Below are 21,756 nucleotides of genomic sequence, written 5' to 3' on the forward strand. Positions count from 1 at the left end.
GGCGTCGTGCATCTCGGGTGGGAGCCAGCGTGCTGGTGATGCTATTGCGCGGCGCTGGATCGCCAGCACGCGGGCTTCTACCGTTCGCTGCCGGGAATCCCGTACTTGCGCAGGCGCTTGGCGATGGCGGTGTGCGAGGTCTGCAGGCGGGCGGCCAGCAGGCGGCTGGAGGGATAGCTGGCGTAGAGCCTTTCCAGGATGCCGCGCTCGAAGTTCTCCACGGCCGCGCCGAGGCTGCCGATCTCGTCGGCCCGTGGCGCCACGGCGGTGCCGGCGATGTCCAGGTCGCCGATCTCCACCAGACTGCCCTCGCTGATCGCCGCGGCGCGGAAGATCACGTTCTGCAGCTGGCGCACGTTGCCCGGCCAGCGGTTGGCCAGCAGCGCCGGATAGGTGTCCGGCGCCAGGCGGCAGGGCGGGCGGCGGATCTGCGCGCAGGCCTGCTGCAGGAAGTGCCGGGCCAGCGGCAGGATGTCCTCGCTGCGCTCGCGCAGCGGCGGCACGGCCAGGTTGAGCACGTTGAGCCGGTAGAACAGGTCCTCGCGGAAACGGCCCTCGCCGACCATCTGTTCCAGGTTGCGGTGGGTCGCGCTGAGGATGCGCACGTCCACCTTGATCTCGCGCTCGCCGCCGATGCGCCGGAAGCTGCCGTCGCTGAGAAAGCGCAGCAGCTTGGCCTGCAGGTAGGGCGACATCTCGCCGATCTCGTCGAGGAACACCGTGCCCTGGTGGGCCAGCTCCAGCAGGCCGGGCTTGCCGCCGCGCTGGGCGCCGGTGAAGGCGCCGGGGGCATAGCCGAACAGCTCGCTCTCGGCGAGGTTCTCCGGCAGGGCCGCGCAGTTGAGGGCCAGGAAGGGCGCATTGCGCCGCGCGCTGACCGCATGGCAGGCGCGCGCCACCAGCTCCTTGCCGGTGCCGGTCTCGCCCTGGATCAGCAGCGGCGCGTCGAGCACCGCCACCCGCTGGGCGCGGGCCTTGAGGGTGCGGATCGCCGGCGAGTCGCCGAGCAGGGCGTCGAAGCCCTCGGCCTGTTCGTGGTGCAGGGCGGCCAGGCGCTCGCCAAGGCGGTTGGGCGCGTACAGGGTGAGCAGGGCGCCGGCCAGCTGGCCCGTTCCCTGCCCGGTGCCTTCGCCGATCGGTATGGCGTCCAGCAGCAGGGTCCGGCCGTTCAGGGTGACCTCGCGCATCGACAGGCGCAGGCCCTGCGCCAGCAGCTCGTCGTGCAGCTCCGGGGCGGCGAACAGCTCGCCGAGGGACTCGCCGCCGGGGTCGCGGCCGGCCAGCTCGATCAGTGCCGGGTTGGCCAGCAGCACCCGGCCGCTGCCGTCCACCGCCAGCAGCGGGTCGGGCATGGCGGCGAGCAGGGCGTACAGCTGCAGGCTGCGCCGCTGGCCGGGAAGGATGTCGACCACCTCCACCGCCTGCACCCCGCGCACCTTGAACAGGGCGCCGCGCAGTTCCTCGAGCACCTCGGCGCTGAGCGTCGGCGCGTCGATGTAGACGTTCGGCGGGACCATCTCCACGGCGTCCAGGTTGAGATTGCGCCCGCCGAGCAGGGCGAGCACTTCCTGGGTGATGCCGACGCGGTCGATGAAGGTGACGTGGATGCGCATAAACGGGGGGCGGGCTGCTGACGGGGGATCAAGTATGTGGCCAGCGCCGCACCCGCGTCGAATTGCACTGCGCGGTGGGAAAACGCTGCCGCGAATGGCGATGCTGTGCAAGGAGGAGCTTTTCCGCCCGCAGCCCGACTCCAGCCCTTGCCTATGGCGGCATGGCCGAAGGCGGCCCGGTGTGGTTCGGCGATGTCTACGGCTTCGACCACGCCGCGATCCGCGAGGAGGGCGCGCCTCGACCCATCCAGATCACAGCATTTCCAGCGCGAGCGCGATGCCCTGTCCACCGCCAATGCACAGCGTCACGATGCCCCGCCGTTCACCGCTGCGCTGCATGGCATGCAGCAGACGGGTGGTCAGCACCGCGCCGCTCGCACCGATCGGGTGGCCATGGGCAATGGCGCCACCTTCAACGTTGACTCTCTCCTCGGCAAAACCGAGTTCGCGAAGACAAGCCAGGGCAATCGCCGCGAAGGCTTCGTTGATCTCGACCCGCTCCACATCCGCCACCGACCAGCCCGCCCGGGTCAGCGCCTGGCGTACCGCGGGCACCGGTCCCAGGCCGAACAGGCCCGGCTCGACCGCGCCCACGCCATGGCTGACCAGCCGCGCCATGGGAACCAGGCCATTGCGCTCCGCCCAGCCACGCTCGGCCACCAGCATGGCGGCCGCACCGCTATTGAGTCCCGGCGCATTGCCGGCGGTGAGGGTGCCGTCCTGACGAAACGCCGGCTTGAGCCTGGCCAGCGACTCGACTGTGGTCTCCGGGCGGTTGTGCTCATCCCTGGCGAACAGGGTCGGACCCTTGCGGCCGGGCACTTCGACGGTAGCGATTTCAGCCTCGAACAGCCCCGCCGCCTGGGCCTGGGCAAAGCGCTGCTGGGAGCGCAGGGCCCAGCGGTCCTGATCGTCACGCGAGATGCCGCAGCGGCTGACCAGATCTTCGGTATGCCAGCCGGAATGCTGGCCGCTGAATGCGTCGTTCAGCCCGTCGCAGAGCATGCTGTCGTGCATGGTGACATCGCCCAGCCGGGCGCCCCAGCGGCCCTGGGGCATCAGGTAGGGCGCCTGATCCATGTTCTCCATGCCGCCGGCAATGGCGCAGTGGGTCAGGCCCGACCAGATTTCCAGCGCCGCACTGGCGATGGCCTGGGCCCCCGAGCCGCAGACGCGGTTGACGGTGAGGGCGGGCAGCTCCACCGGCAGGCCTGCCGCGATGCCGGCCTGGCGGGCCGGATTCATTTTCACGCCGGCCTGGATCACGTTGCCCATGACCAGGGACTCGACCTTGTCGGCGGCGAGGCCGGAACGTGCCAGGCTCTCGCGAATCGCCGTGGCGCCCAGGTCCGGCGCCGGCACATTCTTGAGCGCACCATCAAAGGTGCCAATCGCGGTACGTACGGGGTTGCACAGCACAACGTCGATCTTGCTCATGATGGTTCTCCTGCCTGCTGACTGAGTTGAAGAACTGCCTCTGGAGATCGCCGCACCCGTCGTGCTCAGGGCAAGGGTGCGGGCCCTGGATACACCGGTGCGAAGGCGCCGCGGGGGACGAAAGTCGGTGGTCCGGCCCCGATACAGGCGCGCCGCTAGCCACTGCAGCGCGCCGTCGTAAGCGTAGTTGCGCAAGTCGAACTTGAGCGCCTGAGCCGAAATCCCGGCCGACGGACGACGGCCGCGGGCTGCGCTGTATCAGGCGCTGGCTGAGACAGAAGGGTCTTTGACAGCCTCCCCTCCCTCTCGCTGACGCTCGCCGCCCGAAGGGTGGAAAGGAAGGGGATTGCTACCGTGTTCAGCCCACCAGGGCCGACGCACCCCGGTGCATAGCCGATCTATCGCGGCAAAACCCGCCGCGTGCCTGTCACTGAGCCTTGAGCAGCGCCTCGACCTCGTCGGTGCTGAGCACCTTGCCCACCGACACCACCTTGTCGTCGATGGCCAGGGCCGGGGTCGACATCACGCCGTGGGCGGCGATTTCGGCGAAGTCGGTGACCTTCACCACCTCGGCCTCGCGGCCCAGGCTGGCCAGTGCGGTCTTGGTGTTTTCGGCGAGGGTGACGCACTTCTTGCAGCCGGAGCCGAGGATTTTGACGATCATGGGGATTTCTCCAGGTCAGACGAACAGGTGGGCGAAGGTATTGAACAGAAAACCGATCAGCACGATGCCGGCGACCACGATGGCGAAGAACAGCGCCAGCAGCCGCGGCTTGACCACCTTTCTCAGCATGATCAGCGAGGGCAGCGACAGCGCGGTGACCGCCATCATGAAGGCCAGCGCGGTGCCAAGGCCGACGCCCTTGGCCACCAGTGCCTCGGCGATCGGCAGGGTGCCGAAGATGTCGGCGTACATCGGCACGCCGACCAGCACCGCCAGCGGCACCGACCACCAGCGTTCCTCGCCGAGCAGGGTGGTGATCAGCGCTTCGGGTATCCAGTTGTGGATCGCCGCCCCGATGCACACGCCGACCAGCACGTACAGCCAGACGCGCTGGATGACTTCGGCGACCTGTTCCCGAGCGTAGTTCAGGCGGTCGCGCAGGGTCAGTTGTTCCTGCGGCAGATCGAGCACCTTGTTGTGCAGCACGAAGGCCTCGACATTGTTTTCCATCTTCGCCCGGCCGATCAGCGTGCCGCCGAGCACCGCCAGCACGATGCCGACCAGCACGTAGGCGATGGCGATCGACCAGTTGAAGATGCTCGCCAGCAGGATCACCGAGGCCAGGTCCACCAGCGGCGAGGAGATCAGGAAAAGGTCACCGCCAGCGGCAGGCCCGAGCAGTGCGCCTGGGCGCGTACTTCTTGCCGTTTGTCGTCAATGGCTGCCGGGCCTGCTCAACGCCAGCAGGCGCTGCACGCCGATCGGTTCCTCGGCGAGCAGCGGCACCACGGCGTGGCGGTGCGCATGGGTGTGGGCCACGGCCTCGATCTCGGCGAGTTCGTTGCGTGCCCGCTGGCGCAGCAGGGGCGAGTCGGTCCGCGCAGCGGCGATGCTGTTGTTGATCACCCAGGCCCAGGGCTCGATGCCGGCGCGGCGCAGGTCGGCCTGGAGGTTGGCGGCTTCCAGCACCGGCGTGGTTTCCGCCAGGGTGACCAGCAGCACCCTGGTCTGCTGCGGGTCCTGCAGCTGCATCATCGGCGTGCTGAAGCGCATGCCGCTGGCGCTCATCTGCCGCTGGATCTCGCGGTGGTAGGCGCCGGTGGCGTCGAGCAAGAGCAGGGTGTGGCCGGTCGGCGCGGTGTCCATGACCACGAAGGTGCGGCCGGCCTCGCGGATGACCCGCGAGAAGGCCTGGAACACGGCGATCTCCTCGGTGCAGGGCGAGCGCAGGTCCTCGGCCAGCAGCGCACGGCCAGCCTCATCCAGCTTGGCGCCCTTGGTCGCCATCACGTGCTGGCGGTAGGCCTCGGTCGCCGCGTGCGGATCGATCCGGCTCACCCTGAGGTTGTCCAGCGAGCCGTCGAGGGTTTCCGCCAGGTGGGCGGCCGGGTCGGAGGTGGTCAGGTGCACCGGCAGGCCGCGGTGCGCCAGCTCCACCGCCACCGCGGCGGCGAGGGTGGTCTTGCCGACGCCGCCCTTGCCCATCAGCATCACCAGGCCGTGGCCGGCGGCGGCGATCTCGTCGACCAGCTCGGCGAGGCTGGGGGCCTGCAGCGCGGGGACGGCGGCCGGCGCTTCGGGGAGCACGCCGCTCGCGCCGTCGAGCAGCTGGCGCAGGGCCTCGAGGCCGACCAGGTTGAACGGCTTGAGGGCGATCCGGTCGCAGGGCAGGGCGCGCAGCGCTTCGGGCATGGCCTCCAGCGCCGCCTGCTCGCGGGCGCAGACGGCGGCGGCCAGCGGGTCCCGCTCGCCCTCGCTGTCCGGCAGCACGCCGTTGACCACCAGGTACTGCTGGCGCAGGCCGATGGCGGCGAGCTCCTCGTGGGTGCGCGCCACCTCGCGCAGGGTGGCCTGCTGGGCGCGGGCCACCAGCACCAGGCGGGTGCGCCGCGGGTCGGCCAGCGCCTCCACCGCCTCGCGGTACTGGCTGCGCTGCTTGTCCAGCCCGGCCAGCGGGCCGAGGCAGGAGGCGTCGCCCTGGCCGGCCTCGAGAAAGCCGCTCCAGGCGCCGGGCAGCTGCAGCAGGCGGATGGTGTGGCCGGTCGGCGCGGTGTCGAACAGGATGTGCTCGTAAGCGGCAGTCAGGTCGGAGTCGACCAGCAGTTCGGTGAACTCGTCGAAGGCGGCGATCTCGGTGGTGCAGGCGCCGGACAGCTGTTCCTCCATGCCCCTGACCACGTCCTCCGCCAGCACGCCGCGGGCCGGGCCGACGATGCGGTCGCGATAGGCCTGGGCGGCGGCCTGCGGGTCGATCTCCAGCGTGGACAGGTTGGCCACCGCCGGCACGGGCGTGATGCGGTTGCCGATGGCGATGCCGAACACCTGGCCGACGTTGGAGGCCGGGTCGGTGCTGACCAGCAGCACCCGCTTGCCGCTCTCGGCGAGGCGGATGGCGGTGGTGCAGGCGATCGAGGTCTTGCCGACGCCGCCCTTGCCGGTGAAGAACAGAAAGCGCGGCGGCTGTTCGAGAAATTCCATGGACTTGTCTCCTCAGTTGTGCGGCAGGCCGCGCGCGTACCAGGCGCGGCTATCGTTGACCAGCTTCACCAGGGCGAGCATCACCGGCACCTCGATGAGCACGCCGACCACCGTGGCCAGTGCGGCGCCGGAATCGAAACCGTAGAGGACGATGGCCACCGCCACTGCCAGTTCGAAGAAGTTCGAGGCGCCGATCAGCGCCGAGGGTCCGGCGATGTCGTGGCGCACCTTGAGGCTGTGGTTGAGCCAGTAGCCGAGGGCGGCGATGAACAGCGTCTGCAACAGGATCGGCACGGCGAGCATGGCGATGATCAGCGGCCGCTCGACGATGGCCTCGCCCTGGAAGGAGAACAGCAGCACCAGGGTGGCGAGCAGGGCGACGATGGTGAAGGGGCCGATCCGCCCCAGTGCCGTCTGGAAGACCGCCGTGCCACGGGCCAGCAGGCGCCGGCGCAGGAGCTGGGCGATGGCCAGCGGGATGACGATGTACATCACCACCGACAGCAGCAGGGTGTCCCAGGGCACCGGGATCGACGACACGCCGAGCAGCAGGGCGACGATGGGCGCGAAGGCGAACACCATCACCAGGTCGTTGAGCGCTACCTGGGTCAGGGTGAAGTTGGGGTTGCCGCCGCACAGGTTGCTCCACACGAACACCATCGCCGTGCAGGGCGCGGCGCCGAGCAGGATCAGCCCGGCCATGTAGCTGTCGATCTCGCCGGCCGGCAGCCAGGGCGCGAACACATGCTTGAGGAACAGCCAGCCGAACAGGGCCATGGAGAACGGCTTGACCGCCCAGTTGACGAACAGGGTGACGCCCATGCTGGCCTTCTGCTGGTAGATCTCGTGCAGTGCGCCGAAGTCGATCTTCATCAGCATGGGGACAATCATCACCCAGATCAGCACGCCGACCGGCAGGTTGACCTGGGCGATCTCCAGCGCGCCGACCGCCTGGGACGCCGCCGGCGCGAAGAGGCCGAGCAGGGTGCCGGCGACGATGCAGAGGAACACCCAGAGGGTCAGGTAGCGCTCGAAGAAGCCGAGCGGGGCGCCGGCGGCCCTGGCGGCTGCCGCTTCGCATTGGCTGGACATGGGGGCATCTCCTTTTTCCGGCCCGTTCGCGTCGAGGGTCATGTTTTCTTCATCTGTTTGTCCGAATATGCGCCGTTCCGAATGCGCCATGCTCCGCTGCCAGTGGCGGCATCGGAAAAGCACCGGATACAGCCAGTGTGCCTGCTTTACTTAATATACGGCAATCCATATATTCAGGCCTTCCGACTCCTCAAGCAAGAACCCCGAGGGCTGCCATGGTCGAGCACCTGACCCCCACCACGGTTTTCAAATGCCTGGCCGACGAGACCCGGGCGCGGCTGACCCTGCTGATCGCCCGCGAGGGCGAGCTGTGCGTCTGCGAGCTGACCGCGGCGCTGGAGGAAAGCCAGCCGAAGATTTCCCGGCACCTGGCGCTGCTGCGCAGCAGCGGGCTGCTGGAGGACCGCCGCCAGGGGCAGTGGGTGTACTACCGCCTGCATCCGCATCTGCCGGACTGGGTGCACGAGATGCTCGCCACCGTTCTGGCCGCCAACCGCAACTGGCTGCGCCCCGACTCCGAGCGTCTGGAAGGCATGCGCAAGCGCCCCGAACGCACGACCATCTGCGCCTGAGGCCGCCAAGGAGACCGCCATGCCCGACGACCTGCCCAACCTCGATCCCGCGCTGCTCGACCTGCCGAGCCTCGACAAGCTCGGCCTGCCGGCGCAGCCCGAACACCCGCCGCGCATCCTGCTGCTCTACGGCTCCAACCGCGAGCGCTCGTACAGCCGCCTGCTGGTGCAGGAGGCGGCGCGCCTGCTCGAGCGCCTCGGCGCCGAGCCGCGGATCTTCGATCCCGCCGGCCTGCCGCTGCCCGACGATGCGCCGGAAAGCCATCCCAAGGTGCAGGAGCTGCGCGAGCTGGTGCTCTGGTCGGAAGGCCAGGTGTGGTGCTCGCCGGAGCGCCACGGCGCGATGAGCGCGGTGTTCAAGGCGCAGATCGACTGGATTCCGCTGACCCTGGGGGCGATCCGCCCGACCCAGGGCAAGACCCTGGCGCTGATGCAGGTCTGCGGCGGCTCGCAGTCGTTCAACGCAGTCGGCCAGATGCGCGTGCTCGGCCGCTGGATGCGCATGTTCACCATCCCCAACCAGTCCTCGGTGCCCAAGGCCTTCCTCGAGTTCGACGAGGCCGGGCGCATGAAGCCGTCCGCCTATTACGACCGGGTGGTGGACGTGATGGAGGAACTGGTCAAGTTCACCCTGCTGCTGCGCGGCCGCGCCGACTACTTGGTCGACCGCTACTCCGAGCGCAAGGAGTCGGCCGAAGAACTGTCCCGGCGCGTCAACCAGCGCGCCCTTTGAGAGCCAAGGAAAAACACCGTGTCCCACCCCCACGACATTCTCGATGTACCCGGCTGCCCGGGCCGCCTGATCTTCACCCCGTGCCCCGGCACCCGGGACACCAGCGTCGCCAGTGCGCTGGACACCCTGCAGGCGGCCGGCGCCGAGGCGCTGATCACCCTGATGCAGGGCGAGGAGCTGCGCCTGAACCAGGCGGACGCGCTGCCGGCGCTGTGCGCCGGGCGTAACCTCGAATGGTTCCACCTGCCGGTGGCCGACGAGCAGGTGCCGCTGGACGACTTCGACGCCGCCTGGGCGCAGTCGCGCGCCCGCATCCACGAGCTGCTCGACCAGGGGCGCAGCATCGCCATCCACTGCAAGGGCGGCTCCGGGCGCACCGGGCTGATCGCCGCGCGCATCCTGATCGACCGCGGCCTGCCGCGCGCCGAAGCCGTCGCCCTGGTCCAGGTGCTGCGGCCCAAGGCCATCCAGCATCCGGCGCATGCGGCCTGGATCGCGCAGTTCGGCCGGTAACGGGGAGGCAGCATGCTGAAGACCCTGACGCTCTTCGTGCTGACCGCCCTGGCCGAGATCCTCGGCTGCTATCTGCCCTGGCTCTGGCTCCGGGAGGGCCGGAGCGCCTGGCTGCTGCTGCCGGGCGCCGTTGCCCTGGCGCTGTTCGCCTGGCTGCTGTCGCTGCATCCGACCGCGGCCGGGCGGGTCTATGCCGCCTATGGCGGCGTGTACGTCGGTGTCGCCCTGCTCTGGCTGTGGCTGGTCGACGGCGTTCGCCCGACGCTCTGGGATCTGCTCGGCGGCAGCGTCGCCCTGGCCGGCATGGCGATTATCATGCTGGCCCCGCGAACCCCCTGAATCTCTGAAACGAGGAAACCTTCATGACCATCAAGGTAGGCATCAACGGCTTCGGCCGCATCGGACGTCTGGCCCTGCGTGCCGCCTGGGGCTGGCCGGAGCTGGAGTTCGTGCAGATCAACGACCCGGCCGCCGACGCCGCCACCCACGCCCACCTGCTCAACTTCGACTCGGTGCACGGCCGCTGGCCGCACGAGGCCGGCAGCGACGGCGACTGCGTGGTGATCGACGGCAAGCGCATTCCGGTCACCGCCAACAAGGCCATCGCCGACACCGACTGGTCGGATTGCGACGTGGTGATCGAGGCCAGCGGCAAGATGACCCGGGTGGCCCTGCTGCAGGCCTATCTGGACCAGGGCGTCGGGCGCGTGGTGGTCAGCGCGCCGGTCAAGGAGCCGGGCGCGCTCAACGTGGTGATGGGGGTGAACGACCAGCTGTTCGATCCGGCGCAGCACCGCATCGTCACCGCCGCGTCCTGCACCACCAACTGCCTGGCGCCGCTGGTCAAGGTGATCCACGAGAACCTCGGCATCCGCCACGGCTCGATCACCACCATCCACGACCTGACCAACACCCAGAGCATCCTCGACCAGCCGCACAAGGACCTGCGCCGCGCCCGCGCCTCTGGCATGAGCCTGATCCCCACCACCACCGGCTCGGCCACCGCTATCGCGGAGATCTTCCCCGAGCTGCGCGGCCGCCTGAACGGCCATGCCGTGCGCGTGCCGCTGGCCAACGCCTCGCTGACCGACTGCGTGTTCGAAGTGGAGCGCGCGACCACGGTGGAGGAGGTCAACCAGCTGCTCAAGGCCGCCGCCGAGGGGCCGCTCGCGGGCATCCTCGGCTACGAGGAGCGCCCGCTGGTGTCCATCGACTACCGCACCGACCCGCGCTCGTCGATCGTCGACGCGCTGTCGACCATGGTGGTCAACGGCACCCAGGTGAAGCTCTATGCCTGGTACGACAACGAGTGGGGCTACGCCAACCGCACCGCGGAGCTGGCCCGCAAGGTCGGCCTGGCCGGCTGAGCACCGTAGGGTGATGGCTCCCACGCTCCGGCGTGGGAGCCTGTTGTGGACGCTGGAGCGTCCGGACGACGTGCCCACGCGGGAGCGTGGGCACGATCAGACTCATCAGGTTCTCCCATGCACGCACTCGCTCGCCTTTCCCCGGAGGTCCGCCAGTACCTGCTGGTCACCGGCAACTACTGGGCCTTCACCCTCACCGACGGCGCTTTGCGCATGCTGGTGGTGCTGCATTTCCACGGGCTCGGCTACAGCCCGCTGGAGATCGCCGCGCTGTTTCTCTTCTACGAATTCTTCGGCGTGGTCACCAACCTGGTCGGCGGCTGGCTCGGCGCGCACCTGGGGCTCAACCGCACCATGAACCTCGGCCTGGGCCTGCAGGTGCTGGCGCTCTTGATGCTCTGCGTGCCGGCGAGCCTGCTCACGGTGCCCTGGGTGATGGCGGCGCAGGCGCTGTCCGGCATCGCCAAGGACCTCAACAAGATGAGCGCCAAGAGCTCGATCAAGCTCTTGGTGGCGGACGGCCAGCAGGGCACGCTGTACAAGTGGGTGGCGCTCCTGACCGGCTCGAAGAACGCCCTCAAGGGCGTCGGCTTCTTCCTCGGCGGCGCGCTGCTGGCGGGGCTGGGCTTCACCGGCGCGGTGCTGGGCATGGCCGCGGTGCTGGCGCTGATCTGGCTGGCCAGCCTGGCGACCCTGAAGAAGGATCTCGGCAAGGCGACGAGCAAGCCCAAGTTCCGCGACCTGCTGTCGAAGAGCCGGGCGATCAACATCCTCTCCGCCGCCCGCCTGTTCCTGTTCGGCGCCCGCGACGTGTGGTTCGTGGTGGCGCTGCCGGTCTACCTGTCCAGCGTGTTCGGCTGGGATTTCTGGCAGGTCGGCGGCTTTCTCGCCGTCTGGGTGATCGGCTACGGCATCGTCCAGTCGTTCGCCCCGTACTTCACCGGCAAGCGCCGCGGCCAGCTGCCGGACGGCAGCGCGGCCTTCGCCTGGGCGCTGTCGCTGGCCGGGCTGCCGGCGGCCATCGCCCTCGGCCTCGGCCTCGGCACCACGCTTTCCGCGCAGACGGTGCTGATCGGCGGCCTCTTGCTGTTCGGTGCGCTGTTCGCCATCAACTCCTCGCTGCACAGCTACCTGATCGTCAGCTATGCCAGGGAGGACGGCGTGTCGCTGGACGTGGGCTTCTACTACATGTCCAACGCCCTCGGCCGGCTGCTCGGCACCCTGCTGTCGGGCTGGGTGTTTCAGGTCTGGGGGCTGGAGGCCTGCCTGTGGGTGTCGAGCCTCTTCGTGCTGCTGGCGGCGCTGATCTCCCTGGGCTTGCCGAAGGTTCGCTGACCTGCACGCTGCGATGCTCAGGCGCTGCCGATGGTCGCCCGCTTGAGCAGGGCGGAGTTGACGATCACCGACAGCGACGACAGGGCCATGGCCGCGGCGGCGAGGATCGGGTTGAGCAGGCCGAGGGCGGCGATGGGTACGCCGACGCTGTTGTAGACGAAGGCCCAGAACAGGTTGCGCCTGATGGTGCGCATGGTCGCCCGCGACAGGCGGATGCCGGTCACCACGTCGCGCACGTCGCTGCGCACCAGGATGATCCCGCCGGTTTCCTTGGCCACGTCCGAGCCCGAGCCGATGGCGATGCCGATGTCGGCGGTGGCCAGCGCCGGGGCGTCGTTGACGCCGTCGCCGACCATCGCCACGACCTTGCCCGCAGCCTGCAACGCCTTGATCGCCTTGGCCTTGTCGGCCGGCAGCACGTCGGCGATCACCCGGTCGATGCCCAGCGCGCGGCCGATCGCCTCGGCGGTGCGGGCGTTGTCGCCGGTGAGCATCACCACCTCGATGCCCTCGGTGCGCAACGCGACAATGGCCTCCAGGGCTTCGCGCTTGAGGGTGTCGGCCACCGCGACGATGGCCGCCAGCCGGCTATCGCAGGCCAGCAGCATCGTGGTCTTGCCGCCGGCCTGCAGGCGTTCCAGTTCGGCCGCGGCGTCGCCCAGCGGCACGCCTTCGCGCTCCATCAGCCGGCGGTTGCCGAGCAGCACGGTATGGCCGTCGATCTCGCCGCGCACGCCGTGGCCGGGAATCGAGTCGAAGCCCTGCACCCTGGCCGGCTCGATGCCTTCCTCGCGGGCGCCGCGCAGTATCGCCTCGGCCAGAGGGTGTTCGGAGCCGGCTTCCAGGCTGGCGGCCAGGCGCAGGGCCTGAGCGCGGTCGAAGCCGCCCAGTGCCAGCACGTCGGTGAGCGCCGGTTCGCCGCGGGTCAGGGTGCCGGTCTTGTCGAAGACCACGGTGTCGAGCTTTTGCGCCTTCTCGAGGATTTCGCCGCCGCGGATCAGGATGCCGGCCTGGGCGCCGCGGCCGACGCCGACCATCAGCGCCGCCGGCGTGGCGATGCCGAGGGCGCAGGGGCAGGCGATGATCAGCACGGCGATGAACGCCAGCAGGCCCTGCGGGAAGTTGCCGGCCAGCCACCAGCCGACGAAGGCCAGCACGGCGGTGCCGACCACCGCCGGCACGAAGTAGCGGGTCACCTGGTCGGCGATGCGCTGGATCGGCGCGCTGCTGGCCTGGGCCTCCTCGACCATGCGGATGATCTGCGCCAGCGCCGTCTCGGCGCCGATCCGCGTGGCCTCGAAGCGGAAGCTGCCGGTGCGGTTGAGGGTTCCGCCGATGATCCGGGCGCCGGGCTGCTTCTCCACCGGCATGGACTCGCCGGTCAGCATGGACTCGTCGACGGCGGAGGCGCCCTCGGTCACCAGGCCGTCGGTGGCGATGCGCTCGCCGGGCCGGACCACCACGGTTTCGCCGACCATCACGCTGTCGGCGGGGATTTCCGTCTCCACGCCGTCGCGGATCACCCGGGCGGTGGCGGGCTTGAGGTCGAGCAGCTTGCGCACCGCCGCCGAGGAGTGCTTCTTGATGATCTCCTCCATGTACCTGCCCAGCAGCACGAAGGCGATGATGACCGCGGATACCTCGAAGTAGACGGCGCGCTCGTCCACCTTCACCGGCAGCACCTCGGGGAAGAACAGCACCGCCACGCTGTAGAAGTAGGCCACCGAGGTGCCCAGGGCGATCAGCAGGTCCATGTTGATGGTGCGGTTGCGCAGGGCGTTGAAGGCACCCTTGTAGAAGCTCCAGCCGCCGATGAACTGCACCGGGGTGACCAGCAGGAACAGCCACATGCCCCAGGTGAACCAGGGCAGGGCGGGAATCGGCGCCCAGGTGAGAATCGTCGCCCCGGCGGCCAGGCCGATGAAGGCCCCGGCGCGCAGGATGGCCAGCGCCAGCACGCCGGTCAGGGCGATGGTCACCCGCCGGCGCATGGATTTCAGCTCGGCCTCCGGCGACTCGAAGATGCGCTGGCAACTGGTGCTGCAGAAGTAGTAGGTCCGCCCGCCGCGCTCGCTGTGCAGGGCGGTGGCCTTGTCGACCATCATCCCGCAGACCGGGTCCTTCGCCAGGCCCGCCCGTTCCTTGCCGGAGGCCGCCTGCATCGGCTGTCCGGCCTGGGCAGGCGGCGAATGTGCCTGGGCTGTGGGGGCTTTGGCGTACCTGCCGGGTGCGGCTTCGAACTGCTCGAGGCAATGCGGCGAGCAGAAGAAATAGGGCTGACCCTCATAGGTGGTGCGGGGGGCTGCCGAGGTTTCCTCGACCGGCATGCCGCAGACCGGATCGAGGATCCGCTGGCGTTCGCTGTTCATTCACGGGCGCTCCGGTAAATCGAAAAAGGAGCCGATGAATCTGAGTCCAGTGTAGTGCCGTGCGCCGGGATGAGCTGCGACCGGGGCGATGCCAACTCCTTGTCGGGCGGCTGCGATGCAGGCCGCCCTCCGGTTTGCCGGCCTTACACAAATGTAATAAAGGCGGCATTTCCGCCGTGCCAGAGTAGGGAAACTCGATGGAGCAACTATTTTTGTCCTGACGGCAGCGCGGGCATCTCCCGCGGCGTCGTTGTCTCGATCCAGCCATGAGGAACCCGAACCATGAGCACCCTCCCGAAACGCAAGACCCTGCTGGCCGGCTCCCTGGCCCTGTTCCTGGGCGCCGCCCTGCAACTGCCCGCGCTGGCGGCGCACCACGAGCAGGAGGAGGGCAAGTCCTCCTCCGGCAGCAGCGGGCAGTCGCAGGAGCACAAGAGCGGCACCATGGGCGGCGAGCACAAGATGAACAAGGAGGAACACGAGAAGATGATGGAGGACATGCACGAGCAGCACATGGATGACCACGACATGGATCGCAGCGATCAGAATGCGCCCGATGACGAGGAAGAGGACTACGAGGGCGACGATGCGGAAGAATGATTTCCCCGAGGCCTGCCGCTGGCTGGAATGGGAATACGCTGATCAAGGAGAGTCATGGGAGTTTTCAAGACGTTGGCCGTGATCGGCCTGGTCTCGGCCGCGATCGGCGCCGGCGTGGTGTATTCGGGGCTGATCGAGGTGGGCGCCGATGTGCCGCATGCCGCGCCGGTCCATGCCCTGCTGGAGACGGCGCGGGAACGCTCGATCGCCGTGCGTGCCCGGGACATCCAGGTGCCCGGCCTTGCCGACGAGGCGCTGGTCCGCAACGGAGCCGGCAACTACGACGCCATGTGCGTCGGCTGCCACCTGGCGCCGGGGCTGGCCGAGACGGAGTTGAGCAAGGGCCTCTATCCCGCGCCGCCGAACCTGAGCAAGGTCGGCAGCGGCGGCGAGCCGGCCCGTGCCTTCTGGGTCATCAAGCACGGCATCAAGGCCTCGGGCATGCCGGCCTGGGGCCGGAGCATGGATGACCCGTACATCTGGGAACTGGTGGCCTTCGTCGAGCGGCTGCCGAGCCTCGATGCCGAAGGCTACCGGATGCTGGTCGAGAGCAGTCCCGGGCACCGCCATGGCGGTGGCGAGAGTATGTCGCCGGGGCCGGCGCAGGGCGAGGCGCCGCCTGCCCAGAAGGTCCATATCCATGGCGACGGGAAGCGGCATGTTCATTAAGGTTCGGTGTTGACGATTTGTTCATCCGTTTTTGACGAGCTCTTCATGCCCCCATAAATAGAGTGGTTGCTGCAGACTTCCTCCAGGAGCGCGGCAACCATGCCTACGAGCCGTCCCGTCGGGCTCGACTTTTTGCGAAAAAACCACTGGCTGTCAGCCCGGCAACTTTCGCCAGCATCCTTCAGTGTTTCCCTCGGGCAGCACCTGGCCTTCACCCTGGCCTGCGCCGCCGTATTGATGGCCCTGTATTCCCTGCTGCGCCTGGCGCTGCTGCTCTACAACGGCGAGCAGATCGGCACGGCCTCCGCCACGACCCTCGCTGAGGCCTTTCTCAACGGCCTGCGCTTCGACCTGCGCCTGGTCGTCTATGTCTGCGCGCCCCTGCTGCTGGCCATGGCGAGCCGGCGGGCGATGCGGGCGAGGGCGCTGCTGCGCACCTGGCTGACCCTGCTCGCCAGTCTCACCTTGTTTCTCGGCGTGCTGGAGCTGGATTTCTACCGCGAGTTCCACCAGCGCCTGAACGGCCTGGTCTTCCAGTACCTGAAGGAGGATCCGCAAACCGTGCTGAGCATGCTCTGGCACGGCTTTCCGGTGCTTCGCTACCTGTCCGCCTGGCTGCTCGCGACGCTGCTGCTGGGCTGGCTGTTCGGACGGCTGGACCGGCTCACCCGCTCGCCGGCCGTGGCGGGGCGGGAGGCTGGCAGCCGCTGGCCGCTCCGCGCCCTGGCCTTCTCGATCTGCCTGGCGCTGGCGCTGCTCGCGGTGCGGGGAACCTGGCGCCAGGGGCCGCCGCTGCGCTGGGGCGACGCCTTCACTACCGACTCGATGTTCGCCAACCGGCTCGGCCTCAACGGCAGCCTGACCCTGCTGGACGCCGTGCACAGCCAGCTCTCCGATCAGCGCGAGCACCTCTGGAAGGCCACCCTGGCGAGCGGCGAAGCCCGCCAGACCGTGCGACAGATGCTGCTGACGAACGCCGACCGGCTGGTCGACGAGGGCAGCGCGGCCGTCCGTCGCGACTACTCGCCGCCGCTGGGCGGCACCCTGCCGGTCCGCAACGTGGTGGTGATCCTGATGGAGAGCTTCGCCGGCCACTACGTCGGCGCCCTGGGCGCGCCGGGCGGCATCACGCCGAACTTCGACCGGTTGGCGCAGGAGGGGCTGCTGTTCACCCGCTTCTTCTCCAACGGCACCCACACCCACCAGGGCATGTTCGCTACCATGGCCTGCTTCCCCAACCTGCCCGGTTTCGAATACCTGATGCAGACCCCCGAGGGCGGCCAGCGCTTTTCCGGACTGCCGCAACTGCTCGGCGCGCGGGGCTACGACAGTCTGTACGTCTACAACGGCGACTTCGCCTGGGACAACCAGTCGGGCTTCTTCGGCAGCCAGGGGATGAAGCATTTCATCGGCCGCCACGATTTCGTCGACCCGGTATTTTCCGATCCGACCTGGGGCGTCTCCGACCAGGACATGTTCGAGCGTGCCGCCGAGGAGCTCGAGCGCCGCAGCGAGGCCGGGCAGCCGTTCTATGCCCTGCTGCAGACGCTTTCCAACCACACGCCCTATGCCCTGCCGGAACACCTGCCGGTGGCGCCGGTGAGCGGTTTCGGCGAGCTGGACCCGCGCCTGACTGCCATGCGCTATGCGGACTGGGCGCTGGGCCGCTTCTTCGAGCGGGCCCGCCACTCGCCCTATTTCAAGGACACCCTGTTCGTGGTGGTCGGCGACCACGGCTTCGGCAGCCGCGAGCAGCTCACGGAAATGGACCTGTTGCGCTTCAATGTGCCGCTGCTGCTGATCGGCCCGGGCGTGCAGGAGAAGTTCGGCGCCCGCCGCGACATCGTCGGTACCCAGCTCGACATCGTGCCGACCGTCATGGGCCGCCTGGGCGGCGCGGTTCGCCACCAGTGCTGGGGGCGGGACCTGCTCGACCAGCCGGCGGACAGCCCGGGATTCGGCGTGATCAAGCCCTCGGGCGGCGACCAGACGGTCGCCCTGGTCAGCGGTGACCGGGTGCTGGTGCAACCCCCCGGCCTGGCGGCGAAACTCTATCGCTACCGTCTCGGCAGCGATCCGGCCAGCCAGCCGCTCGTCGCGGCTCCCGACGAGGCGGCGCTGAAGCGCCAGTTGAACGCCTTCCTGCAAACGGCGACCGCCAGCCTGCTGGAGGACACCGCCGGAGTGAGCGACGGCAAGCCGGCGCGCTGAGGGCCGATGACGAGTGCCGCTCCGTCAGGCGACGATCCCCTTGGCCTTGGCTGCCCTCAGCCAGCCGGGGAATTCCTCCATCAGCCGGTCGTAGAGGGTTTCCTCGTCGAGGTCGTGCAGGTCGTCGAGGGCGAAGAAGTTGCAGTTGTCGACCTCGCGGTTGCTCATGTCGTCGAGCTTTTCGAGAATGCCGTAGTTGCTTCCGGCCAGGCCGACGAACTGCCAGAAGATCGGCAGCTTGGCCGCTTCGCTGATCAGCTTGATGATGCGCCGGCTGTCGTAGATGCCGCCGTCGCTGACGAACAGGATGTAGACCGGCGTGGAACTCCTGCTGCGGCGGTAGAACTCGATGGCCTGCTCGATGACCCGGTATTCGGTGTTGATGCGTGAGCCCAGCTCCCATTTCCGCCAGCCGCCGTGGTCGGTGTCGATGAAATCGTGGAAGTTCTGCAGGTTGACGCTGCCGAGCTGCTGGGGCAGGTCGCCGAAGGCCCAGCAGTCGAGCTGGCCATCGTTGTCGAAGTGAACCGCCAGTGGGAGCAGGCGATTCACCACTTCCTGCACCCGGCCGCGCTTGTACTGGTTGTGCATGGAGCCCGAGCCGTCGAGGATCAGGCCCACCCGGGCATGCACGTCGGTCAGTCTGGCTTTCTCCAGGCTGACCTGTGCCTTCTTGGCCAGGCTCACCAGTTGCGGGGCTGCGGCAGCCACCTTCTTCTCGAGGGAGACGTGGCCAACTGCCGGCGCCGGGGCTGCTGCGTCTTCCGCCACCGCGCCGCCGAAGTGGCATACCAGCGCATCCAGTCCCTCGTTGAAGCCCTGCAGCACTGCGTTCAGCCGCCAGACGCCATCCTTGCGGTAGAACTCCACCAGCATGATGGCGCGCTCCTGGGCAAAGGTCTCGCCGGCGAACGTGCAGGCGGCCCTGGAGAGGCCGGCGTCGCCGATCCTGAAGCGGCTCGCGCCGAGCTGGCGCAGCGTGCCCTGGCCGTCGATGGCCGCGGTGAAGACGAGCTTGTCGATGCTGGGCGGAACCTCGGCCAGCGAGAGGCCGAAGGTCGTCGGACTCACCAGCCGCACGCTTTGGCAGGGCGATTCCGGCTGGTTGAAGAAGACCATGTAGCGGTCGTCGGAGAGCTCGCCTTGGGCATCGAGGCCGAAGCAGGCCAGGTCGAGCGCCAGCGAGCCCTGAATGTCGAAAGTCACTTCCACGGAGCTTGAAGTGGTAATCGAGGACAAGGGCAGCCGCTGGCCCTGGATGAGTTCGAGCATTCGGAAATTCCTTGTTCGATCGACGCAGGCGAGTGTTCTGGCCCTGCTCCACAGGGCTGGCTTCGCGCGGACTGGCGTGAGGCCAGTCCTGTGGAGTAGGAGGAAAGGCTAAAGGAGGCCTCGGTGGGAGGCCCCCTTCAACTGATCAGGCGAGGTTGACGCCGAAGTTGGCGGCCAGCGGGGCCAGGCCGCCTGCGAAGCCCTGACCGATGGCCTTGAACTTCCACTCTTCGCCGTGGCGATACAACTCACCGAAGATCATCGCGGTTTCGGTGGAGGCATCTTCGCTCAGGTCGAAGCGGGCGAGCTCGGTGCCGCCGGCCTTGTTCATCACGCGGATGTAGGCTTTGTTCACCTGGCCGAAGCTCTGGTTGCGAGCGGCAGCCTCGTGAATGGTGACAGCGAAGACCAGCTTCCTGGCTTCGGCGCCCAGGCTAGCCAGGCTCACGGAGACCAGCTCGTCGTCGCCGCTGCCTTCGCCGCTGCGGTTGTCGCCCTGGTGTTCGACGTTGCCGCAGGCCGACTTCTTGTTGTTGTAGAAAACAAAGGCCTGATCGTTCAGCACCTTGTCGTTCTCGCCGAGCACGAATACCGAGGCGTCCAGATCGAATGCGGCGCCATCGGTGACGCGAGCATCCCAGCCGAGGCCGACATTCACGGCGGTCAGGCCTGGGGCTTCTTTGGACAGGGATACGTTGCCGCCTTTGCTCAGGGATACAGCCATTTTCAACTTCCTTCTGGATGGTTTTGCGGAGGATTGGGTTACAGGTTCAGGCCGACCAGGGGCTTGGTCAGCCTCGGGTCGGCGTTGGACAAGGACAGATTGCCGCTGCTTCACGGCCGGAACGGTCGGCAGGCGAAGCCCTGCAGGTTGTCCGGGTCATTTGGAGCCCGCGCTCCAACGAAGGCCCCACTGGTAGGCGTGATCGACCTTCTGCTGGTCCTGGAAGAAGCGCACTTCACGGGACACCTTCACGCTGCCAGCCACGTTTTCGAGCAGGGCGATGGCGCAGCAACCGAGATTGCCGCCTTCTTCGCTCACACGAACTTCGATGGGCGGTTGGCCGGGGGCGAAAAGCGTTACGACACCATCGGTGGCATTCCAGTTCGGGACGCCCTGGTAGATGAAGGCGTACACCAGTACGCGGCGGATGTTGCGCCACTCCTTGCCGTTGATCCGCAGCCACTCGCCGTCACGGACTGCGCCGGTGCGGTCATCGCCCATGAGGTGAATGTACGGGGCGTCATCGAAGCTGCCGAAGGCCTTGCCGAGCGCCTGGATCACGCCCTTGCGACCGTCCTGCAGCTCGAACAGGCAACCCACATCCAGATCGACTCCGCCGGATCTGCCCAGCAGGCCGGAGAAGAATCCGCCGGAGGCAGTGGGACGGTTCCAGTTCAGGTTGATCTTGATCTCGCCGAAGTCGCCATCGCCTTTCTTCTCCAGGCTGATGCTGGCGCGAGACTTGTCGAGGGTGATCTTGCTCAGGCTGACCGGGGCGGGAGTCGCTGGCGGGCTTGCGGTCGGGGCCGCGATCTCGACGCCGAAGTGGGTGGCCAGCGGCTCGAGACCACCGGCAAAGCCCTGCGCGACACAACGGAACTTCCAGGCATCCTCTCGGCGGTAGAACTCGCCGAGGATCAGCGCGGTTTCCTGCATGCCCTGGGTCGGGATGAGCGCTTCGATGCCACCGCTTACGCTCAGGGTCAGATGCGGGAATGCCGCAAAGCGCGCCTTGTTCTCGTAGATGGTGGCGGTCAGGGCCACTTTCTCCACGGCGGCATCCAGTCGGTCCAGATTGAGGCTGAAGACCACCCGACCGGATGCGGACTGGGACAGCTGAACAGCACCGTTGGCGACAAGGGTCTGGCCGAAGAAGCACATGTCGGCATCGCCACGGACCTTGCCGTTGGCCCCCAGCAGGAAGGCCGAAACGTCCAGATCCGCACCGGCTACCGGGGTAAAGCTGACCGTGGCGGTCAGCGGGCCTTGGGCGAGAGGCGCATTGGCGCCGGGAGACAGCGTGGTCATGCGTTCACCGCTGCCACGGCTTCGTTACCCAGATCGGCCACGGTTCGCCCGTTGCTGCGCTGGCCGACCGCGGTCACGTTCCAACCCGAAGCAGTACGGGTCAGATAGGCCATGATCATGCCGGTATGGTGGCCTTGATCGCTCAGGTTGAAGCGGGCCAGTTCCTTGCCGGTTACGTCATCCACGATACGGCAGTAGGCGTTGCCCACCTTCTCGAAGGTCTGCCCCAGAAAGGAGTTCACGGTGAATACCAGGTGCTTGATGTTGCCGGACAGTGCTTCCAGGTTCACGGAGATGGTTTCGTCGTCGCCATTGCCGTCGCCGGTACGGTTGTCGCCAGAATGCGCGATCAGGCCGTCAGTGGATGTCAGCTGACGGAACCAGACCATATCCACGGGACGTTGGCCGCTGTCCACCACGATGCAGGAGGCATCCAGGTCAACGGCACTATCGCTGTTCAGCAACTTGCCGAAGAAGCCGGATGGCTTGACCGGGTCCCAGCCCAGCCCCATGCGGATCTTGCGCAGATCCGTGCCGGCTTCCTTGTCCAGAGAGATCGTTTGTTTCTTCGCGAGGCTGATGCTCATGGGGTGGTCCGTTCCAGTTGTATTGGGTGTTGAATGCGGGATTCGGAGTGGGAGGCATGGCCGGGCTTTCTTGGCGCATGCATCACCGAGACTCGGGCGAGCACTGTTCACGCGGTGATGACGGGATGAGGCAGCTCGGGCGGAATGTTGGCAGCGAACCCGTCGAAGTGGGCGCTCGCCGTTGAAGGGCAGGCCGGGATATCCCGGCCGAG

The 21,756-nt window shown here is 67.9% G+C and carries 20 protein-coding genes; 9 read left to right on the top strand and 11 right to left on the bottom strand.

All coding sequences use genetic code 11. From position 1 onward, the window contains the following. Positions 1 to 77: 77 nt before the first annotated feature. The 6 genes from EV691_RS13920 to arsB all read right to left on the bottom strand — a co-directional run bounded on the left by EV691_RS13920 (position 78) and on the right by arsB (position 7,284). Positions 78 to 1,613 (bottom strand): sigma-54-dependent transcriptional regulator, encoded by a 1,536-nt coding sequence (locus EV691_RS13920; protein WP_131297488.1) that lies wholly within the window; start codon positions 1,611 to 1,613, stop codon positions 78 to 80. 252 nt (positions 1,614 to 1,865) lie between these two features. Then, on the bottom strand, positions 1,866 to 3,050 hold the full coding sequence (locus EV691_RS13925; RefSeq protein WP_131297489.1) for a thiolase family protein: 1,185 nt from the start codon (positions 3,048 to 3,050) through the stop codon (positions 1,866 to 1,868). A gap of 427 nt (positions 3,051 to 3,477) precedes the next feature. Next, complete coding sequence (locus tag EV691_RS13930) at positions 3,478 to 3,714, bottom strand: thioredoxin family protein (RefSeq protein ID WP_131297490.1); 237 nt, start codon at positions 3,712 to 3,714, stop codon at positions 3,478 to 3,480. 15 nt (positions 3,715 to 3,729) lie between these two features. After that, positions 3,730 to 4,344 carry a permease gene (locus EV691_RS13935; RefSeq protein ID WP_242672483.1) on the bottom strand — a complete coding sequence of 205 codons (615 nt, stop codon included), beginning with the start codon at positions 4,342 to 4,344 and terminating at the stop codon, positions 3,730 to 3,732. Between the two features lie 84 nt (positions 4,345 to 4,428). Further along, the gene (gene arsA, locus EV691_RS13940; RefSeq protein ID WP_131297492.1) at positions 4,429 to 6,192 is read right to left on the bottom strand and encodes an arsenical pump-driving ATPase; all 1,764 of its coding nucleotides are present in this window, start codon (positions 6,190 to 6,192) and stop codon (positions 4,429 to 4,431) included. 12 nt (positions 6,193 to 6,204) lie between these two features. Then, entirely contained in the window at positions 6,205 to 7,284 is a 1,080-nt protein-coding gene (arsB, locus tag EV691_RS13945) for an ACR3 family arsenite efflux transporter (protein WP_131297493.1), read from the bottom strand. 215 nt (positions 7,285 to 7,499) lie between these two features. On the opposite strand from arsB, the gene EV691_RS13950 reads away from it, so the two are divergent. The 6 genes from EV691_RS13950 to arsJ all read left to right on the top strand — a co-directional run bounded on the left by EV691_RS13950 (position 7,500) and on the right by arsJ (position 11,804). Further along, positions 7,500 to 7,856, top strand: a complete 357-nt coding sequence (locus EV691_RS13950; protein WP_131297494.1) for a metalloregulator ArsR/SmtB family transcription factor — start codon at positions 7,500 to 7,502, stop codon at positions 7,854 to 7,856. 19 nt (positions 7,857 to 7,875) lie between these two features. Then, complete coding sequence (gene arsH / locus EV691_RS13955; RefSeq protein ID WP_131297495.1) at positions 7,876 to 8,589, top strand: arsenical resistance protein ArsH; 714 nt, start codon at positions 7,876 to 7,878, stop codon at positions 8,587 to 8,589. A gap of 18 nt (positions 8,590 to 8,607) precedes the next feature. Then, a complete protein-coding gene (locus EV691_RS13960; RefSeq protein ID WP_131297496.1) occupies positions 8,608 to 9,102 on the top strand; it encodes a phosphatase domain-containing putative toxin in 495 nt (164 codons plus the stop codon). 12 nt (positions 9,103 to 9,114) lie between these two features. Continuing rightward, complete coding sequence (locus EV691_RS13965) at positions 9,115 to 9,441, top strand: YnfA family protein (protein WP_131255849.1); 327 nt, start codon at positions 9,115 to 9,117, stop codon at positions 9,439 to 9,441. 23 nt (positions 9,442 to 9,464) lie between these two features. Further along, positions 9,465 to 10,469: an ArsJ-associated glyceraldehyde-3-phosphate dehydrogenase gene (locus tag EV691_RS13970; protein ID WP_131297497.1), complete on the top strand. Its 1,005-nt coding sequence runs from the start codon at positions 9,465 to 9,467 to the stop codon at positions 10,467 to 10,469. Between the two features lie 117 nt (positions 10,470 to 10,586). Then, positions 10,587 to 11,804, top strand: coding sequence for an organoarsenical effux MFS transporter ArsJ (gene arsJ / locus EV691_RS13975; protein WP_131297498.1), 1,218 nt, complete (start codon positions 10,587 to 10,589; stop codon positions 11,802 to 11,804). A gap of 17 nt (positions 11,805 to 11,821) precedes the next feature. Here the strand turns inward: arsJ and EV691_RS13980 are convergent, their stop codons facing one another. Next, positions 11,822 to 14,173 (bottom strand): heavy metal translocating P-type ATPase, encoded by a 2,352-nt coding sequence (locus tag EV691_RS13980; protein ID WP_131297499.1) that lies wholly within the window; start codon positions 14,171 to 14,173, stop codon positions 11,822 to 11,824. A 282-nt stretch (positions 14,174 to 14,455) separates the two neighbouring features. Between EV691_RS13980 and EV691_RS13985 the strand changes: the two genes are divergently transcribed. The 3 genes from EV691_RS13985 (at position 14,456) to EV691_RS13995 (ending at position 17,653) form a co-directional block, all read left to right on the top strand. Next, a complete protein-coding gene (locus tag EV691_RS13985) occupies positions 14,456 to 14,773 on the top strand; it encodes a hypothetical protein (protein ID WP_131297500.1) in 318 nt (105 codons plus the stop codon). Positions 14,774 to 14,827: 54 nt separating this feature from the next. Next, on the top strand, positions 14,828 to 15,442 hold the full coding sequence (locus EV691_RS13990) for a c-type cytochrome (RefSeq protein WP_131297501.1): 615 nt from the start codon (positions 14,828 to 14,830) through the stop codon (positions 15,440 to 15,442). Positions 15,443 to 15,541: 99 nt separating this feature from the next. After that, entirely contained in the window at positions 15,542 to 17,653 is a 2,112-nt protein-coding gene (locus EV691_RS13995; protein WP_131297502.1) for an LTA synthase family protein, read from the top strand. A 24-nt stretch (positions 17,654 to 17,677) separates the two neighbouring features. On the opposite strand, the gene EV691_RS14000 is transcribed toward EV691_RS13995, so the two are convergent. From EV691_RS14000 to EV691_RS14015, 4 genes are all read right to left on the bottom strand, one after another. Then, the gene (locus EV691_RS14000; protein ID WP_131297503.1) at positions 17,678 to 18,925 is read right to left on the bottom strand and encodes a VWA domain-containing protein; all 1,248 of its coding nucleotides are present in this window, start codon (positions 18,923 to 18,925) and stop codon (positions 17,678 to 17,680) included. Between the two features lie 145 nt (positions 18,926 to 19,070). Then, positions 19,071 to 19,649 carry a TerD family protein gene (locus EV691_RS14005; protein WP_131297504.1) on the bottom strand — a complete coding sequence of 193 codons (579 nt, stop codon included), beginning with the start codon at positions 19,647 to 19,649 and terminating at the stop codon, positions 19,071 to 19,073. A gap of 156 nt (positions 19,650 to 19,805) precedes the next feature. Continuing rightward, positions 19,806 to 20,957, bottom strand: coding sequence for a TerD family protein (locus tag EV691_RS14010; protein WP_131297505.1), 1,152 nt, complete (start codon positions 20,955 to 20,957; stop codon positions 19,806 to 19,808). Next, entirely contained in the window at positions 20,954 to 21,544 is a 591-nt protein-coding gene (locus EV691_RS14015; protein WP_131297506.1) for a TerD family protein, read from the bottom strand. The genes EV691_RS14010 and EV691_RS14015 overlap by 4 nt, the downstream gene beginning before the upstream one ends. Positions 21,545 to 21,756 lie beyond the last annotated feature (212 nt).

It is taken from the genome of Azotobacter chroococcum (assembly GCF_004339665.1).
GTDB classification, from domain to species: Bacteria; Pseudomonadota; Gammaproteobacteria; order Pseudomonadales; family Pseudomonadaceae; genus Azotobacter; species Azotobacter chroococcum.

What these genes read in the sequence shown, in the direction of transcription:
- EV691_RS13920 (WP_131297488.1), bottom strand. Translation starts at nt 1,613, where the DNA reads ATGCGCATCCACGTCACCTTCATCGACCGCGTCGGCATCACCCAGGAA.
- EV691_RS13925 (WP_131297489.1), bottom strand. Translation starts at nt 3,050, where the DNA reads ATGAGCAAGATCGACGTTGTGCTGTGCAACCCCGTACGTACCGCGATT.
- EV691_RS13930 (WP_131297490.1), bottom strand. Translation starts at nt 3,714, where the DNA reads ATGATCGTCAAAATCCTCGGCTCCGGCTGCAAGAAGTGCGTCACCCTC.
- arsA (WP_131297492.1), bottom strand. Translation starts at nt 6,192, where the DNA reads ATGGAATTTCTCGAACAGCCGCCGCGCTTTCTGTTCTTCACCGGCAAG.
- arsB (WP_131297493.1), bottom strand. Translation starts at nt 7,284, where the DNA reads ATGTCCAGCCAATGCGAAGCGGCAGCCGCCAGGGCCGCCGGCGCCCCG.
- EV691_RS13950 (WP_131297494.1), top strand. Translation starts at nt 7,500, where the DNA reads ATGGTCGAGCACCTGACCCCCACCACGGTTTTCAAATGCCTGGCCGAC.
- arsH (WP_131297495.1), top strand. Translation starts at nt 7,876, where the DNA reads ATGCCCGACGACCTGCCCAACCTCGATCCCGCGCTGCTCGACCTGCCG.
- EV691_RS13965 (WP_131255849.1), top strand. Translation starts at nt 9,115, where the DNA reads ATGCTGAAGACCCTGACGCTCTTCGTGCTGACCGCCCTGGCCGAGATC.
- EV691_RS13970 (WP_131297497.1), top strand. Translation starts at nt 9,465, where the DNA reads ATGACCATCAAGGTAGGCATCAACGGCTTCGGCCGCATCGGACGTCTG.
- arsJ (WP_131297498.1), top strand. Translation starts at nt 10,587, where the DNA reads ATGCACGCACTCGCTCGCCTTTCCCCGGAGGTCCGCCAGTACCTGCTG.
- EV691_RS13980 (WP_131297499.1), bottom strand. Translation starts at nt 14,173, where the DNA reads ATGAACAGCGAACGCCAGCGGATCCTCGATCCGGTCTGCGGCATGCCG.
- EV691_RS13985 (WP_131297500.1), top strand. Translation starts at nt 14,456, where the DNA reads ATGAGCACCCTCCCGAAACGCAAGACCCTGCTGGCCGGCTCCCTGGCC.
- EV691_RS13990 (WP_131297501.1), top strand. Translation starts at nt 14,828, where the DNA reads ATGGGAGTTTTCAAGACGTTGGCCGTGATCGGCCTGGTCTCGGCCGCG.
- EV691_RS13995 (WP_131297502.1), top strand. Translation starts at nt 15,542, where the DNA reads ATGCCTACGAGCCGTCCCGTCGGGCTCGACTTTTTGCGAAAAAACCAC.
- EV691_RS14000 (WP_131297503.1), bottom strand. Translation starts at nt 18,925, where the DNA reads ATGCTCGAACTCATCCAGGGCCAGCGGCTGCCCTTGTCCTCGATTACC.
- EV691_RS14005 (WP_131297504.1), bottom strand. Translation starts at nt 19,649, where the DNA reads ATGGCTGTATCCCTGAGCAAAGGCGGCAACGTATCCCTGTCCAAAGAA.
- EV691_RS14010 (WP_131297505.1), bottom strand. Translation starts at nt 20,957, where the DNA reads ATGACCACGCTGTCTCCCGGCGCCAATGCGCCTCTCGCCCAAGGCCCG.
- EV691_RS14015 (WP_131297506.1), bottom strand. Translation starts at nt 21,544, where the DNA reads ATGAGCATCAGCCTCGCGAAGAAACAAACGATCTCTCTGGACAAGGAA.